Here is a 14,541-nt window from a genome sequence, read left to right as displayed (position 1 = left end):
ATCGACATGAAGCGTAGCATCGCCACATCTGCGGTCATTCACATCTTGGTGCTGATTGGCGCCATGTTGACGCTGAGTGCGCCTGCGCCTCTGGAGACGCCGGAAAGCACGGCGATGGATGTCGATATCGTCACCGCTGATCAAATGCAGCAGGGCGAGAAGAAGGCGCCGGTTACGGATCACGTCTCGCGGAAGCAGACGACTAAGCAGGATCAGGTCGCCAACGCTCAGAATGTTGGCGAAAACAACGTCGATATCAAGAATCCCGTCGTGCCAACTCAACGGCCGGAGAGCGACACAGCGGCATTAGCACCGAAGAAGGTGGATACGCCTGTTCCGCAGAACGATCCGCGGCCGAATGACGTCAAGACGATCGAGCAGCAGGATACGGAAGCCGCGCCGAAGGAAGTGGCAGCCATTCCGCAGCAGAAGCCGGACGTGACGCCCACTCCAACGCCGACGCCGCAGAAAACGGAGCCGACCCCGCAGAAGAGCGAGGTCACGCCTGCACCGACCCCAACACCCACGCCGACTCCGACCCCTACACCGCAAAAGGCTGATCCGAAGCCGGTGACCGAAAACCCGACCGAGCAGGCTGCTCAGCCGCCGGCGGACAAGGTCCCCGTGCCCGACGTAAAGCCGCAGCCAGTGCAGCCGCCGAAGACCGTGGAGACAAAGCCCGATCCGAAGCCGGAGCAGAAACCCGTTGCGAAGCCTCAACAGGTGGCGGACGCCAAGCCGGCGACCAAGCCAACGGACAAGACGACCACTCAGAGCACGAGCAAGAATACCTCGACCGATGACGGCCAGAAGGACAGCGACAAGAAGCGCTCGACTCCCAAGGGCGCCGATAAAGGTCTGGACGATGGTCTCGCTGACCAGATCAACAGCTTACTGAACAATACATCGTCGAAGGGTGGCGGGGCGCGTTCGTCCAAACAGGCTTCCGCCGGCGCCGATACCCAGGTCGCCTCGCGCGGCGGCATGAAATCGCTCGGTGGAGGCAAGCTTAGCCAGAGCCAGCAGGATGGGCTGCGTGATTTGATCGCCAAATACTGGAACTTGATGCCTGGCCTCGAAGGTACCGGGGATGTACGGATCAAGGTGCATTTCAGGCTCGATAAGTCTGGGCAGATTGTCGGTGAACCGGAGGCGACGGCGAGTGGCGGACCGGCTTCGACGCAGTCCGCCATGCAGCTCGCTGCGGTGCGTGCCGTGCAGCGGGCGCAGGTGGATTACCTGAAAATTTTGCCGCCGGACAAGTATGACGACTGGCAGGAAGTCGTCGTCAATTTCAGTGCAGCGGATATGGGGATGTGATGACGAACCACTGTCCTCGTTTCGCCCTGAGCTTGCTTATGGCTCTTGGGATCATGCTAGCAGGTTCCGTGTTAGCCGAGCCTGCGAAAGCCGCTGGCGTGCATCAGCTTGGGCGTGCGGCTGAGGACAGTATTTGCGAGAAAGTCGCGGAGAACTGGAACCTCGTACCGGGGCTGCCCGGCATAAAAAATGTCCACGTTCGGGTTCGCCTCAGGCTCGATCGCACTGGGCAGATCGTGGGCGAGCCGTACCTCACGACAAGAGGCGGCCCCAAACAGACACAGATTGCTGCTGCGGCAAGCGCTCTGCGCGCTGTCCTCAGGGCGGCACCTTTCAAGAACTTGCCGCAGACTCAATTCGACAATGAAACTAGCTCGGTGGAAGTCATCCTGAACTTCACACCAAGCGACATGGCGCTTTAATGCTGAAAGGCTTGGCACATATGATCAGAAAATCCCTCGTTCGTCTCCTGCTGGTGCTGGCAGGCCTGACGGCAGCCCTCGCCACTCCAGCCTATGCTGTGGTCGAACTCAATATCAACAAGGGCAACGTCCAGCCCATGCCGATCGCCATCACCGACCTTTTGTCGAATGATGGTTTGGGCGCTCAGATCTCGGGCGTGATCGCTGCCGACCTGCAGCGGTCCGGCCTGTTCGCGCCGGTCAACAAGCAGGCCTTCATCGAGAAAATCAGCAATCCCGACTCGACGCCGCGCTTCCAGGACTGGACGGCGATCAATGCTCAGGCGCTGGTGACCGGCCGGGTGACGCAGGAGGGCGGCCGCCTTCGCGCCGAGTTCCGCCTGTGGGATACTTTTGGCAGCCAGCAGATGATCGGCCAGCAGTTCTATGCGCAGCCGGACAATTGGCGCCGCGTCGCCCACATCATCGCCGACGCGATCTATGAGAAGATCACGGGCGAGAAGGGCTATTTCGACACCCGTGTCGTGTTCGTCGCCGAAAGCGGCCCGAAGACTGCCCGCAAGACGCAGCTCGGCATCATGGACCAGGACGGCGCCAATGCCCGCATGCTGACGGACGGCAGCGACCTCGTGCTGACGCCGCGCTTCTCGCCGAACCGGCAGGAAGTGACCTACATGTCCTTCGCCAATCAGCAACCGCGCGTTTATCTGCTGCAACTGCAGACGGGCCAGCGTGAGCTGGTCGGCAACTTTCCTGGCATGACCTTTTCGCCGCGCTTCTCGCCGGATGGCCAGCGGGTGATCATGAGCCTGCAGCAGGAAGGTAACGCCAACATCTACACGATGGACCTGCGCTCGCGCACGACGACCCGCCTGACGTCGACGGCTGCCATCGACACGTCGCCATCCTATTCGCCTGACGGCACGCAGATCGCTTTCGAAAGCGACCGCGGCGGCAAGCAGCAGATCTATGTGATGAATGCTGATGGTTCCAACCAGCGCCGTATTTCCTTCGGCGACGGCGCCTATTCGACGCCGGTCTGGTCGCCGCGTGGCGATCTCATTGCCTTCACCAAGCAGTCCGGCCAGACATTCTCCATCGGTGTCATGAAGACGGATGGTTCGGGCGAGCGTCTGCTGACCACAGGCTTCCATAATGAAGGTCCGACCTGGGCCCCGAATGGCCGCGTCATCATGTTCTTCCGCGAAGCGCAGGGCTCCAGCGGGCCGCAGCTCTTTTCGATCGATCTGACGGGTTATAACGAACAGAAGATCCCGACCCCGGGCTTCGCCTCGGACCCGGCCTGGTCGCCGCTCCTCGAGTAGGGCGGGCCAGGCATGATCGTGAACTGACGGTTGGTGCAGCGCAAAGCGCTAAGCCGTTCCGGATAAGATCATGCAAAGAAAACAGTTTGAGCGGGTGGCGGCCTTAAGAATCGCTGATCCGCTCAAGCGTCACTTTGTCGCCGCAAAGTCCTGTGAGTGGACCACTTCGGGACAACTTTAGGACATCATTAACCATATTTGTTGGAATCGGATTAACCGAACCCGGTTACAGTCTGGCAACCTTAATAGAGAGATGTAAGGAGAGACCGGCCATGAGCCGCATCGCAAACCCGGCCGTTGGCCACATGCAAAACCTCGCCCGCAACCCGATCATGATCGCACTTTTCGTCGGCCTTTCGCTTGCCGGCTGCGCATCCAAAAAGGGCTTGCCGAACGATGCCAACGGCCTTGGCCTCAATGGCGCCGGCAATGCCGCTCCGGGCTCGCCGCAGGATTTCACTGTCAATGTTGGCGATCGCATCTTCTTTGATACCGACAGCTCGTCGATCCGCGCCGACGCTTCCCAGACGCTCGATCGTCAGGCTCAGTGGCTCGCCCGCTATCCGAAGTATGCAATCACCGTCGAAGGCCATGCCGACGAACGCGGCACGCGCGAATATAACCTGGCTCTCGGTGCTCGCCGTGCTGCGGCTACCAAGGACTATCTCGCTTCGCGCGGCGTTCCGGCTCAGCGCATGAAGACGATCTCCTACGGCAAGGAACGTCCGGTCGCCACCTGCGACGATATTTCCTGCTGGTCGCAGAACCGCCGCGCCGTCACCGTGCTCAATGGCGCCGGTTCCTGATAGGCGGAAATTCCGTTCGAAATTCACAAAGGCGGTCCTTGCGACCGCCTTTACTTTTTTGACCACACTTTAGCCGAACTCCGTTGCTTTTTGAGATTAATTGTAAAAATCTCCTGTTCGCGCCCTGGGGTGCGAAGAATCAATGGGCAGGATGATCCGTATGAGAAAACTTGTCGTGGCGAGCTTACTTTGTCTCGCCGCCGTCGCCGGTAGTGAGCGTGACGCCTCTGCCTTATCGCTGTTCGGGCTTCATTTAGGCGGTCGCAATGCCACGGAACAGGCTGTTCCGAACAATGCGGCTCCCCAGAGGCAGATCGGGCAGGCACCTGTCATCAACGTCCAAAACAGCGATGCCGAAGTCCGCTTGCAGCAGCTTGAAGACCAGATGCGCCAGTTAAACGGCCGCGTCGAGGAAATGAGCTATCAGTTGCTGCAGATGCAGGAACAGATCCGCAAGACGCAGGAAGACAATGAATTCCGTTTCCAGCAGCTTGAAAAGCGTGGCGGCGGGGGCGCTGGCGGTGCGACCGGCTCTGGAACTGGCACCGGCACTGGCGGCTCGATGAAGAAGAGCGAAGCCGATGTCCCGGCCCAGGGCGCGGGCGGCGGTCAGCAACAGGACGATATCGCCGGCGTCATCAGCGATTCGCAAGGCGGCGATGCGCCGAATACCGCGCAGCAGGGTGGCGGTTCCGGCAAGCCGCCGAGCCAACTCGGTTCGATCCAGTTCGATCAGAGTGGCAAGCAGGTTGGCTCGACGGCGACGCGCGCCAATAACGGTTCGGGCGCTGCGCCGGCTGCGGGCTCTGGAACGCAGACGGCCTCGCTCGGCGGCAGCGAAGGCGATCAGTATAAATCGGCCTATGGCCATGTTCTGTCCGGCGACTACAGCGTCGCCGAACAGGAATTCCGCCAGTATATCGACAGCTACCCGAACAGCGCTCGCGCGGCCGATGCCAACTTCTGGCTTGGTGAAGCACTTTATTCGCAGGGTAAATACAATGATGCGGCCAAGACCTTCCTGAACGCGCATCAGAAATACAGCACCTCGGAAAAGGCGCCGGAAATGCTCCTGAAGCTCGGAATGTCGCTTGCTGCCCTCGACAACAAGGATACGGCCTGCGCTACGCTTCGCGAAGTGACCAAGCGCTATCCGAAGGCTTCGAAGGCCGTTACCACAAAGGTAGCCAGCGAACAAAAGCGTCTTGCCTGCTGATCGAGATGTCCGGTGACGCTGTGACTGGTGCTGCCACAGCCCAAATGCCAGACGCTGCAGCGGCCGATTTTATTCATTCCCTTTTCAAGCCTGCCCATATTCTGGTCGCCATTTCCGGCGGCAGCGATTCCATCGGCCTTCTGGTTGCTCTTGCCGAGCAGTTGAAATCCTTTCCGAGTTCAAACATCGCCCTTTCCGCCGCCACGATCGATCATGATTTGCGGTCGGGATCCGCTGATGAAGCGCGCGATGTAGCCGCTCTCTGCGCATCCCTGGGCGTGCCCCATGTCGTTCGTCGCTGGGAGGGCGAGAAGCCGAAGAGTGGTATCATGGCGGCCGCGCGCGAAGCTCGTTATGGGCTGCTTGCCGATATCGCCGCGGAACTCTCTGCCAATGTTGTCGTTACCGCCCACACGCTTGATGACCAACGCGAAACATTGGCCATGCGCGCAGCACGTTTGAACGAAGGGGAGGGCACTGCCGGCACCGGCATTGCCGACGCCATACTCTTCGATCGGCGCCTCTGGATCGTCAGGCCATTTCTCGCCTGTCGGCGGGCGGATATTCGGGCTTTTCTTACGCAGCGGGGCATCTCCTGGCTGGACGATCCGAGCAATGAGGATGTCCGTTACGAGCGCGTGCGCACGCGCAAACGCCTGGCGCAAGATGCCGCGCCGTCTTTGGCGCAGGACAGCGGTGCGGCACGCGCGGCACTTTCGACGGATGCGGCTGCGTGGCTGGAGAGATACGCAACAGTCCATGCGGGCGTGCTTTGCGTCATCAGCCGCGATGCGCTGGCTGCCGACGAGGTCGTGCTCTCTTATGCGCTCTCCTATCTGGCCGCCGTATTCGGCGGTGGGCCCTACGGGCCGGGACGCGAACGGATGCGCCGCATCCTGGATTTCATCGGCGAGGGGGAGCCGGGACGGCGGACGGCGGGCGGGGTTGTTTTCGACCTGCGCCGGGACGGGCTTTATCTCATGCGCGAAAGCCGCGGTATCCAACCGCTTGTGCTGGCTTCGGGCGCGGATGGCATTTGGGACGGCCGCTTCTGGATCGCCAATCACGGTCCGGCCAGTGTCCGTATCGAAGCAGCAGGGGTAAAAGGTACAGCGGAATTTCCGGAGGGTTTGCCGAAAGGTGCCGTGCAGCGTGCGCGGGCGGTGCTGCCACAAATGGTCGCCGATGATGGCGAGAACGCCGCGTCTGCCGTGATTGTGCCGTATCTTGCGCCTTTCGACCGCTTTTTGACACGATTCGATCTCACATTTGCGGATCGGTTGTCGACCTGCTTTGGTCGAGAACCCTATGTGCGGCCGCCTCTTTGAGAGTTATTGACGGAAAAAGCATGTGGTGACGCGGTTTGCCTTGGCAAGGGCTTGGCGCAACCCTATGTTAGGGAACAAGTAATGCCGCCGCTCAACGGCGGAAGTTTCAGTGCTGGGGAGTTCGATGAACCCTAATTTTCGTAATTTCGCTCTGTGGGCAATCATAGCTTTGTTGCTGATTGCTCTGTTCAGCATGTTTCAGAACGCGCCGGCACAAACAGGCTCCAGGGAAATTCCATATTCGCAATTCCTTCGGGAAGTTGATTCAGGCCGCGTCCGCGACGTCACCGTCACCGGCAATCGCGTGGTCGGCAGCTATGTCGAAAACGGAACGCCCTTCCAGACCTATGCTCCGGTCGTGGATGACAGCCTGCTTGAACGCCTGCAAAGCAAGAACGTCAACATTGTCGGCCGTCCGGAATCGGATGGTTCCTCGAGCTTCCTGAGCTATCTCGGCACGTTGTTGCCGATGCTCCTGATTCTCGGCGTCTGGCTGTTCTTCATGCGGCAGATGCAGGGTGGCTCGCGTGGTGCCATGGGCTTTGGCAAGTCCAAGGCCAAGCTGTTGACCGAGGCGCATGGCCGCGTCACCTTCGATGATGTCGCCGGTGTCGACGAAGCCAAGCAGGACCTCGAAGAAATCGTGGAATTCCTGCGTGATCCGCAGAAGTTCCAGCGTCTTGGCGGTCGTATCCCGCGCGGCGTTCTGCTCGTCGGCCCTCCGGGCACGGGTAAGACGCTTCTGGCGCGCGCCATTGCCGGCGAGGCCAATGTGCCGTTCTTCACCATTTCTGGTTCCGACTTCGTTGAAATGTTCGTCGGTGTCGGCGCAAGCCGCGTCCGCGACATGTTCGAACAGGCGAAGAAGAATGCGCCCTGCATCATCTTCATCGACGAAATCGACGCCGTCGGCCGCCATCGTGGCGCCGGTCTCGGCGGGGGTAACGATGAACGTGAGCAGACGCTGAACCAGTTGCTGGTCGAGATGGACGGCTTCGAGGCCAATGAGGGCATCATCCTCATTGCCGCCACCAACCGTCCCGACGTTCTTGACCCGGCGCTGCTGCGTCCCGGCCGCTTCGACCGTCAGGTTGTCGTGCCGAACCCGGACATCGTCGGCCGCGAGCGTATCCTGAAGGTGCACGCCCGCAACGTGCCCCTCGCTCCGAACGTCGATTTGAAGACGCTTGCCCGCGGTACGCCCGGCTTCTCCGGTGCCGACCTGATGAACCTGGTCAACGAAGCCGCCCTGATGGCCGCGCGCCGCAACAAGCGTCTGGTCACCATGCAGGAATTCGAGGACGCCAAGGACAAGATCATGATGGGCGCCGAGCGCCGCTCTTCGGCAATGACCGAGGCGGAAAAGAAGCTCACGGCCTATCACGAAGCTGGTCATGCGATCACGGCGCTCAATGTCGCCATCGCCGATCCGCTGCACAAGGCGACCATCATTCCGCGCGGTCGTGCGCTCGGCATGGTCATGCAGCTTCCCGAGGGCGACCGCTACTCGATGAGCTACAAGTGGATGGTGTCGCGCCTCTGCATCATGATGGGCGGCCGCGTTGCCGAAGAACTGACCTTCGGCAAGGAGAACATCACCTCCGGTGCGTCCTCGGATATCGAGCAGGCGACCAAGCTTGCCCGCGCCATGGTCACGCAGTGGGGCTTCTCCGATGAACTCGGCCAGGTTGCTTATGGTGAAAACCAGCAGGAGGTCTTCCTCGGTCACTCCGTCTCGCAGTCGAAGAATGTCTCCGAGGCGACCGCGCAGAAGATCGACAACGAAGTGCGCCGCCTGATCGACCAGGCTTACAAACAGGCCATGGACATCATCACCACCAAGCACGACGAATTCGTGGCGTTGGCCGAAGGCCTGCTCGAATACGAAACGCTGACCGGCGAAGAGATCAAGGCGCTGATTCGCGGCGAAAAGCCCGCTCGCGATCTCGGTGACGACACACCCCCGAGCCGTGGCTCGGCTGTGCCGAAGACCGGCGCTAAAAAGGATGGCCCGCTTGGCACCAAGGGTGACGAGCCCGAGGGCGGTTTCGAACCGCAGCCACGCTGACGCACAGGATCGATTGAACATGCAGACGAAGAGGCCAGCTCCCATTTAGCAAGGGACTGGCCTTTTTCTTGGTAGCTACGGGTAACGAACGGAGGCGGAGGCCGGTATCGATGAAGGCCCGAGAATCGAAAATGAGTGGAGGGTGGATCCGTTGTCTGTGGTCCGCGATGTTCTTGTCGGTCAAAGCATCGGCCTCGTCTGCATTCATGTCGTGGAGGGCTGCAGTCCGAAAATCAACATCAGCCGGTCCCGTCGCCGCTGTTGCCCTGCTGACGATCGGGCATCTCTATGCATGAAGCATCCGTGATCCTCAGCTCAACGATTACCTGTCCGATCTGCCGCTTCAAGGCGACCGAAACGATGCCAACCGACGCTTGCCAGCATTTCTATGAATGCAAGGGCTGCGGTGTCATCCTTCGGCCAAAGGTCGGTGATTGCTGTGTGTTCTGCTCATATGGAACCGTTGCTTGCCCATCGATCCAGGCTCAGGGCGGGCGACACCGTTGAGGATGTATGAGAAATGCTCGGAGTTCCACCGCAGCCGTACCAACGGCCATCGCCATTTACGCCGATAGACTAGGGGGCGGTTCCGTTTCAGTGGAGAACTGGCCTTTTTTAGTGCTTATTAACGGTAACGCGTTGTAATACGCTTTCTCGGTAATTTAAGTGCTGAGTTTTGCAATGTATGGCATGAGCCTCAAGCATCGATGTTCGCGCCGCCCATGGAATTCCGGGGAGGAGAACGGGATGCCGCAGTCCCTCAGAGGGACGCTGCAATCACGGGAGTGCATATGAAACGTCGCTATTTCGGAACGGACGGAATCCGCGGTCAATCCAATATCTATCCGATGACGCCGGATCTTGCCATGCGCGTGGGTATCGCCGCCGGCACGATCTTCCATCGGGGTAGTCATCGCCATCGAGTGGTCATCGGTAAAGATACGCGTCTCTCCGGCTACATGCTGGAAAACGCCATGGTGGCCGGCTTCACCGCAGCCGGTGTCGATGCGTTCGTTCTTGGCCCTATCCCGACGCCCGCGGTCGCCATGCTGACACGGTCGCTTCGCGCCGATATTGGCGTCATGATTTCCGCTTCGCACAACCCTTACGAAGACAACGGCATCAAGCTTTTCGGCCCTGATGGCTACAAGCTTTCCGACGACCTCGAAACGAAGATCGAGGATCTGCTGGAAAAGGACATGACGGTGCATCTCGCCAAGTCCGAGAATATCGGCCGCGCCAAGCGCGTCGACGGCGTGCATGACCGCTATATCGAACATGCCAAGCGCACGCTGCCGCGCGACGTTACGCTGCAGGGCCTGCGCATCGCCATCGATTGCGCCAATGGCGCCGCCTACAAGGTCGCGCCCGCCGTGCTGTGGGAACTCGGCGCCGACGTCGTGACCATCGGCAACGAGCCGAACGGCACGAACATCAATCTCAATTGTGGTTCCACCAGCCCGGTCGCACTGCAGAAGAAGGTGGACGAAGTGCGCGCCGATATTGGCATTGCGCTCGATGGCGACGCCGATCGCGTCATCATCGTCGACGAAACCGGAACGATCATCGACGGTGACCAACTGATGGCCGTCATTGCTGAGAGCTGGGCCGAGAACCAGTTGCTGCGCGGCAATGGCATTGTTGCGACCGTCATGTCCAATCTCGGTCTGGAACGCTTCCTGGAAGATAAGGGCATGGCACTGGCCCGCACGGCAGTCGGCGACCGTTACGTCGTCGAGCATATGCGCCAACACAACTACAATGTCGGCGGCGAGCAATCCGGTCATATCGTGCTCTCCGACTACGGCACGACCGGCGATGGCCTCGTGGCGGCGCTGCAGATCCTGGCTGCGGTCAAGCGCACCGGCAAACCGGTCAGCGAAGTCTGCCGACGCTTCGAACCGGTGCCGCAGCTCCTGCGTAATGTCCGCATTTCCGGCGGCAAGCCGTTGGAAGACATCCAGGTGCGCCAGGCGATCGCCGATGCCGAAAGTGAGCTGGCCCGCAATGGCCGCCTGGTTATCCGCCCCTCCGGCACCGAGCCGTTGATCCGCGTCATGGCGGAAGGCGATGACCGCGGTCAGATCGAGCGCATCGTTGGCGGCCTGATCGATGTGATCTCAAACGTTCGCAACGCTGCCTGATTAAGCTATCGGCTATTTGCATATTTGCATGAGTTTATGGCCGCCTCACAGAGGCGGCCGTCGGTCTCGCTTAGCGGTGGTTGCGAGTGTCGCCGGTATCGCCCCCGTCAAGAGGATCACCGGAACATTTCGCCGGGATAAGCACCCCAGAGCATGCTCTGCCTGATATAGCCGCTTGCGGAATGCTTCTGCACGGAGACACTGCACCAAGTGCCGGTGCAGGAGCGCAGCTGCAGCAGGACGCCGGGCTGCAGTTCGGCGATGAGTGTGGCCGTTGTGTCCGGGCTTCGGCGCAGCATTGCGTTTGTTTTCAGCCATGGCCCGACGACCGCCGTGCGCAGTCCGGAAAGAAGCGCGCTATGCATCCATCCGGTGGTGCCGGCGTCATCGCGCACCTGCCGCCAATGGCCGTATTCGTCGATAATCTCCAGCGGCAGGCCGGGTTTCATATAGATCCATTTTGTCGGATAGATCGTTGAGGGTCCTACGCGCATGCGGGCTTTATAAGCCTTCAGCGACACGTAGCGAGGAATCGGCAGCCCCGTTTCCAGCCCCTTGTTCCAACTCGTAGCCGCGACGGGCTGTATCCGCATTGGTCCAGCGTAGGAGGCCGTCGCCAGAAAGATAAGTGCGAGGCATAGACCAGCGTACAGATTGTGAAAGTAAGTCAAAGACTTCCTCCATGTTTTACGCCCCGGCTTTGCTCATGGTAACGGCCCGATTATTGCCAATTGGTTTAGAAGCCGGAAACAGCTTGGCCTTATGAGCCTGACCGCCCCTGCTGTAAAAGCCTATCGGCCAAGACAATCCGCTCTCTCAAATTTAATTTTATGAATTACTAATGTATTGCGCAAAGTATATCGAGCAAGTAAACAGGGTAAATATTCGTAGTTAATTAGGTTTTAACCCTTATCATTCATTATCCTTATCATGTCTTTTGATTGGCGGGCGTTTGTCGTGCCAATGCCAATAAATTTGGAGCCAAAGCCATGATGAGAACTTTGATGGGAGCCGCTGCCGCTCTGTTTTTCGGCACATCCGCTTTTTCAGCCGATCTCTATACGCCGGAGCCGGCTCAGCCGGCGCCGGAAGTGGCCGTCAGCCAGTCGAGCGGCTGGTATCTGCGCGGCGATATCGGTTACACCTTCACCAATCTGCGCGGCGCCAACTACTTCCAGGGCTCCAACTCCAGCCTTGTCGATTTCGATAGCGCCTCGCTCGATGACAATGTGACGCTCGGCGGCGGTGTCGGTTACCAGATCAACAACTACCTGCGCACGGACGTGACCCTGGATTATCTCTTCAAGTCCGATTTCAAGGGTTCGACGAGCGGCGATTGCGGCGCCTGCGGCCCCGGTTTCACTGCCGTGCCTGCGACCTCCCGAGACATAGCGTCGCTGACGGCCTATAGCTTGCTTGCCAACGCCTATGTCGATATCGGCACCTACGGCATCTTCACCCCCTATGTGGGCGGTGGTCTCGGCGGCACTTACGTTAAATGGAGCAACCTGAAGAATACGTCTTGCTCCGACGCCGATTCGAGCTCCTGCGACGACACCGTTACGCATAAAGGCCGCGGTAGCTGGCGCTTCACCTACGCGCTGATGGCTGGTACTTCGATCGATCTCTCGTGCAATCTCAAGGCCGATGTCGGCTATCGCTACCGCCACGTCGAAGGCGGCGATATGTTCGGCTATGCGGAAAACGGCGGTCCCGGCTACGACAAGGGCCTCAACCTGCATGAAGCCCGCATCGGCGCCCGCTATACTTTCGGCGGCTGCCAGACGGCCAGCTACATGCCGCCGGCTGATATCCCGGTCCAGCAGCCGGTCTATAAGTAAGCCTCCCAAGTCCAAGCCCTTGAAAAGCCGTCCGGTTCGTCCGGGCGGCTTTTTTTCTGTCGCCGTTAAGCAATTCAGCCGCGTTTTAAACCTTCATTAACCATAAATTCCCTATGGTTAATGAAATGAGAATGGCTGCGGCTCCGTCCGGTCTCTCCTTTGGGAGAGCCAGAATGGCGGGGACGACAGGGGCAGGTCGGCTTGAAAGCCAAGCGCCGGCCCGAGGTTGGAAGGCGAGGGGTGATGATCCGTTTCGACGCTTTGGCGCTGGCCGCGATAATGGCGGGCGCGGTTGCGGGCACTGCCTTTGCGAGTGATCTGCCGCCGGAAATCAAGATGCCCGAAGTCAGCGTCAAGGATGCCCGGGGCTGGTACGTGCGCGGCGATCTCGGCTATGCCGTCAATGCCAGCCACGACGACACGACCTTCCGCACGTATGATTCCACCAGCGGCGATTACAGCTCCAGCCGCTTTAATTCCGATCGCTTCAGCGGCGATTTTTCGGGCGGTCTCGGCGTCGGCTATCAGTTCAATGATCTGTTGCGTGCCGATGTCACCGGCGACTATTTCAGCGGCGATTTCGATGGCCGGATTTCAAGCGCTTCGCCCTGCGCCGGTGGCGTGACCGGTACGGGCTGCTCCAGCAAAGCGCGCTCCTCTTTCAAAGCCGGCAGCCTGATCGTGAACGGCTATGTCGATCTCGGCACGCTCGCCGGCTTCACGCCCTATGTCGGCGCCGGCCTGGGGGCTACAAGGGTCTCCTGGAGCAACGTCAATGCCATCGGCTCCTGCGTCGACGGCGTCTCTGGCTGCGGTGGTGCTGCTTCGGTCAGTACGCGCTATCCCGGCGAAAGCGACTGGCGCATGACCTATGCCTTGATGGCCGGCGTCGCCTATGAGGTGGCGCCGAATGTGAAGCTGGATCTCGGCTATCGCTTCTCACATATCGCCGGGGGTGACATGTTCGGCTATTCGGCCGCGGATTCGGCGGCCGGCGCCAGCGGCACGATGGGTCGTGACGGAGCTTTGTCGCGACACGAGATCCGTATCGGTTTGCGAATCACCACCTGGTAGGATCGCTCCCTACGGCGTCGTCAGCACGTAGGCGATGCGGCGGAAGAAATCCAAGGTGCGGAAGAGGTGCGCTGGAATGCGGCGCCATGCCGTGGATTTCGCGGCACGATAGTCGCGGCGCCAGCCGATCATCGTGGTCCGCTGCAGCGGACTGAAACCGACAATGTTGGCACGCGTGGTGAAGATGGATGTGTGCATATCCCAACCGCGTTCGACGGCGACATCCCAGGGCAGGGACATGACCGCGAGCGCCTTGACAATCTTTTCCGCGCCGCTGCGTGTTACGAGGTAGCAAGCGGTCGAGCCTTGTGGGCCGAAAAGGCAGCGGCCGATCACATCTCCCGTACGGGTGCGGGTCGCGGCCAGGAAACCGCCCCAGCGATGGTTGACGAGCTTGATGACGTCGGCGCTGGGAGCTGCTTCCTTCGCAGCCATGGCGCGGGCGAGAAAATCACCGTCCAGCGCAATGTCGTCTTCGATGATGACGGCCGATTCGCCGCCATCGGCAAGAAATTGGCGCAACGCCATCAGATGGCTGCGATAGCAACCATATTCGCCGGGCAGGATGACCCTGCCATGCCGGCGCTGGAAGCGATCGTGATCGACGTCGATCCATTGATTCCGCGGCAAAAGAGCGCCGTCGACACCCTCGACGCGCTCGATCTTGATGCCGAATTGATTGCTCTGCCGGTTAATTTCCGCCAATCTGTCCGTCGCCCGATCAATATTGATGAGGTAAACGGGCAGCGGCTGCACGGGCGTGCGGGGACTCTCGGACAATATGGCTTGATACATTAAAGACATTTGTTCTTCATCTGTCGGCGCAGATCCATTCAACGCCATTACATATGGTGGGTGTCTGCAAAGATGCCAGCTTTTGTGTGGCTAACTTAACGTGATTATGCTGCGCGAAGCTTATCCACCGGCGCTATTGCTGCACGAATTCGTGAAGCCTTGTCGACCCGCTTATTTTATCTATTGCGCTGGCGGGCTGCTT

General features: G+C 59.8%; 13 protein-coding genes. 11 read left to right on the top strand and 2 right to left on the bottom strand.

Annotation, left to right across the window (positions count from 1 at the left end):
- The first annotated feature begins 6 nt into the window (after positions 1 to 6).
- The 9 genes from tolA (C9E91_RS15075) to glmM all read left to right on the top strand — a co-directional run bounded on the left by tolA (C9E91_RS15075) (position 7) and on the right by glmM (position 10,629).
- Positions 7 to 1,320 carry a cell envelope integrity protein TolA gene (tolA, locus tag C9E91_RS15075; RefSeq protein WP_107109094.1) on the top strand — a complete coding sequence of 438 codons (1,314 nt, stop codon included), beginning with the start codon at positions 7 to 9 and terminating at the stop codon, positions 1,318 to 1,320.
- Positions 1,320 to 1,742 (top strand): cell envelope integrity protein TolA, encoded by a 423-nt coding sequence (tolA, locus tag C9E91_RS15070; protein ID WP_107109093.1) that lies wholly within the window; start codon positions 1,320 to 1,322, stop codon positions 1,740 to 1,742. The genes tolA (C9E91_RS15075) and tolA (C9E91_RS15070) overlap by 1 nt, the downstream gene beginning before the upstream one ends.
- 20 nt (positions 1,743 to 1,762) lie before the next feature.
- Positions 1,763 to 3,067 carry a Tol-Pal system beta propeller repeat protein TolB gene (gene tolB / locus C9E91_RS15065; protein ID WP_107109457.1) on the top strand — a complete coding sequence of 435 codons (1,305 nt, stop codon included), beginning with the start codon at positions 1,763 to 1,765 and terminating at the stop codon, positions 3,065 to 3,067.
- A gap of 272 nt (positions 3,068 to 3,339) precedes the next feature.
- Positions 3,340 to 3,873 (top strand): peptidoglycan-associated lipoprotein Pal, encoded by a 534-nt coding sequence (gene pal, locus C9E91_RS15060; RefSeq protein ID WP_107109092.1) that lies wholly within the window; start codon positions 3,340 to 3,342, stop codon positions 3,871 to 3,873.
- 160 nt (positions 3,874 to 4,033) lie between these two features.
- Positions 4,034 to 5,089, top strand: coding sequence for a tol-pal system protein YbgF (gene ybgF, locus C9E91_RS15055; protein ID WP_107109091.1), 1,056 nt, complete (start codon positions 4,034 to 4,036; stop codon positions 5,087 to 5,089).
- Between the two features lie 44 nt (positions 5,090 to 5,133).
- The gene (gene tilS / locus C9E91_RS15050; protein WP_245407504.1) at positions 5,134 to 6,417 is read left to right on the top strand and encodes a tRNA lysidine(34) synthetase TilS; all 1,284 of its coding nucleotides are present in this window, start codon (positions 5,134 to 5,136) and stop codon (positions 6,415 to 6,417) included.
- Positions 6,418 to 6,541: 124 nt separating this feature from the next.
- Complete coding sequence (gene ftsH, locus C9E91_RS15045) at positions 6,542 to 8,485, top strand: ATP-dependent zinc metalloprotease FtsH (protein ID WP_107109089.1); 1,944 nt, start codon at positions 6,542 to 6,544, stop codon at positions 8,483 to 8,485.
- Positions 8,486 to 8,788: 303 nt separating this feature from the next.
- Entirely contained in the window at positions 8,789 to 8,992 is a 204-nt protein-coding gene (locus tag C9E91_RS20005) for a GDCCVxC domain-containing (seleno)protein (protein ID WP_331371117.1), read from the top strand.
- Between the two features lie 284 nt (positions 8,993 to 9,276).
- On the top strand, positions 9,277 to 10,629 hold the full coding sequence (gene glmM, locus C9E91_RS15035; RefSeq protein WP_107109087.1) for a phosphoglucosamine mutase: 1,353 nt from the start codon (positions 9,277 to 9,279) through the stop codon (positions 10,627 to 10,629).
- Between the two features lie 116 nt (positions 10,630 to 10,745).
- Here the strand turns inward: glmM and C9E91_RS15030 are convergent, their stop codons facing one another.
- The gene (locus tag C9E91_RS15030) at positions 10,746 to 11,300 is read right to left on the bottom strand and encodes an SH3 domain-containing protein (protein ID WP_107109086.1); all 555 of its coding nucleotides are present in this window, start codon (positions 11,298 to 11,300) and stop codon (positions 10,746 to 10,748) included.
- 318 nt (positions 11,301 to 11,618) lie between these two features.
- Here C9E91_RS15030 and C9E91_RS15025 point away from each other — a divergent pair, with 318 nt between their 5' ends.
- The gene (locus C9E91_RS15025; RefSeq protein WP_107109085.1) at positions 11,619 to 12,470 is read left to right on the top strand and encodes an outer membrane protein; all 852 of its coding nucleotides are present in this window, start codon (positions 11,619 to 11,621) and stop codon (positions 12,468 to 12,470) included.
- Positions 12,471 to 12,713: 243 nt separating this feature from the next.
- The gene (locus tag C9E91_RS15020) at positions 12,714 to 13,544 is read left to right on the top strand and encodes an outer membrane protein (protein WP_107109084.1); all 831 of its coding nucleotides are present in this window, start codon (positions 12,714 to 12,716) and stop codon (positions 13,542 to 13,544) included.
- 9 nt (positions 13,545 to 13,553) lie between these two features.
- Here the strand turns inward: C9E91_RS15020 and C9E91_RS15015 are convergent, their stop codons facing one another.
- Entirely contained in the window at positions 13,554 to 14,324 is a 771-nt protein-coding gene (locus C9E91_RS15015) for a glycosyltransferase family 25 protein (RefSeq protein ID WP_245407503.1), read from the bottom strand.
- Between the last annotated feature and the right edge of the window lie 217 nt (positions 14,325 to 14,541).

The sequence above is a fragment of the Rhizobium sp. SEMIA4064 genome (genome assembly GCF_003025035.1).
GTDB classification, from domain to species: Bacteria; Pseudomonadota; Alphaproteobacteria; order Rhizobiales; family Rhizobiaceae; genus Rhizobium; species Rhizobium paranaense.
This window is presented reverse-complemented; position numbering and strand designations above follow the sequence as displayed.

Bases quoted from the DNA above. Each gene is read 5' to 3' on its own strand.
- tolA (WP_107109094.1), top strand. From the start codon at position 7: ATGAAGCGTAGCATCGCCACATCTGCGGTCATTCACATCTTGGTGCTG.
- tolA (WP_107109093.1), top strand. From the start codon at position 1,320: ATGACGAACCACTGTCCTCGTTTCGCCCTGAGCTTGCTTATGGCTCTT.
- tolB (WP_107109457.1), top strand. From the start codon at position 1,763: ATGATCAGAAAATCCCTCGTTCGTCTCCTGCTGGTGCTGGCAGGCCTG.
- pal (WP_107109092.1), top strand. From the start codon at position 3,340: ATGAGCCGCATCGCAAACCCGGCCGTTGGCCACATGCAAAACCTCGCC.
- ybgF (WP_107109091.1), top strand. From the start codon at position 4,034: ATGAGAAAACTTGTCGTGGCGAGCTTACTTTGTCTCGCCGCCGTCGCC.
- tilS (WP_245407504.1), top strand. From the start codon at position 5,134: ATGCCAGACGCTGCAGCGGCCGATTTTATTCATTCCCTTTTCAAGCCT.
- ftsH (WP_107109089.1), top strand. From the start codon at position 6,542: ATGAACCCTAATTTTCGTAATTTCGCTCTGTGGGCAATCATAGCTTTG.
- glmM (WP_107109087.1), top strand. From the start codon at position 9,277: ATGAAACGTCGCTATTTCGGAACGGACGGAATCCGCGGTCAATCCAAT.
- C9E91_RS15025 (WP_107109085.1), top strand. From the start codon at position 11,619: ATGATGAGAACTTTGATGGGAGCCGCTGCCGCTCTGTTTTTCGGCACA.
- C9E91_RS15020 (WP_107109084.1), top strand. From the start codon at position 12,714: ATGATCCGTTTCGACGCTTTGGCGCTGGCCGCGATAATGGCGGGCGCG.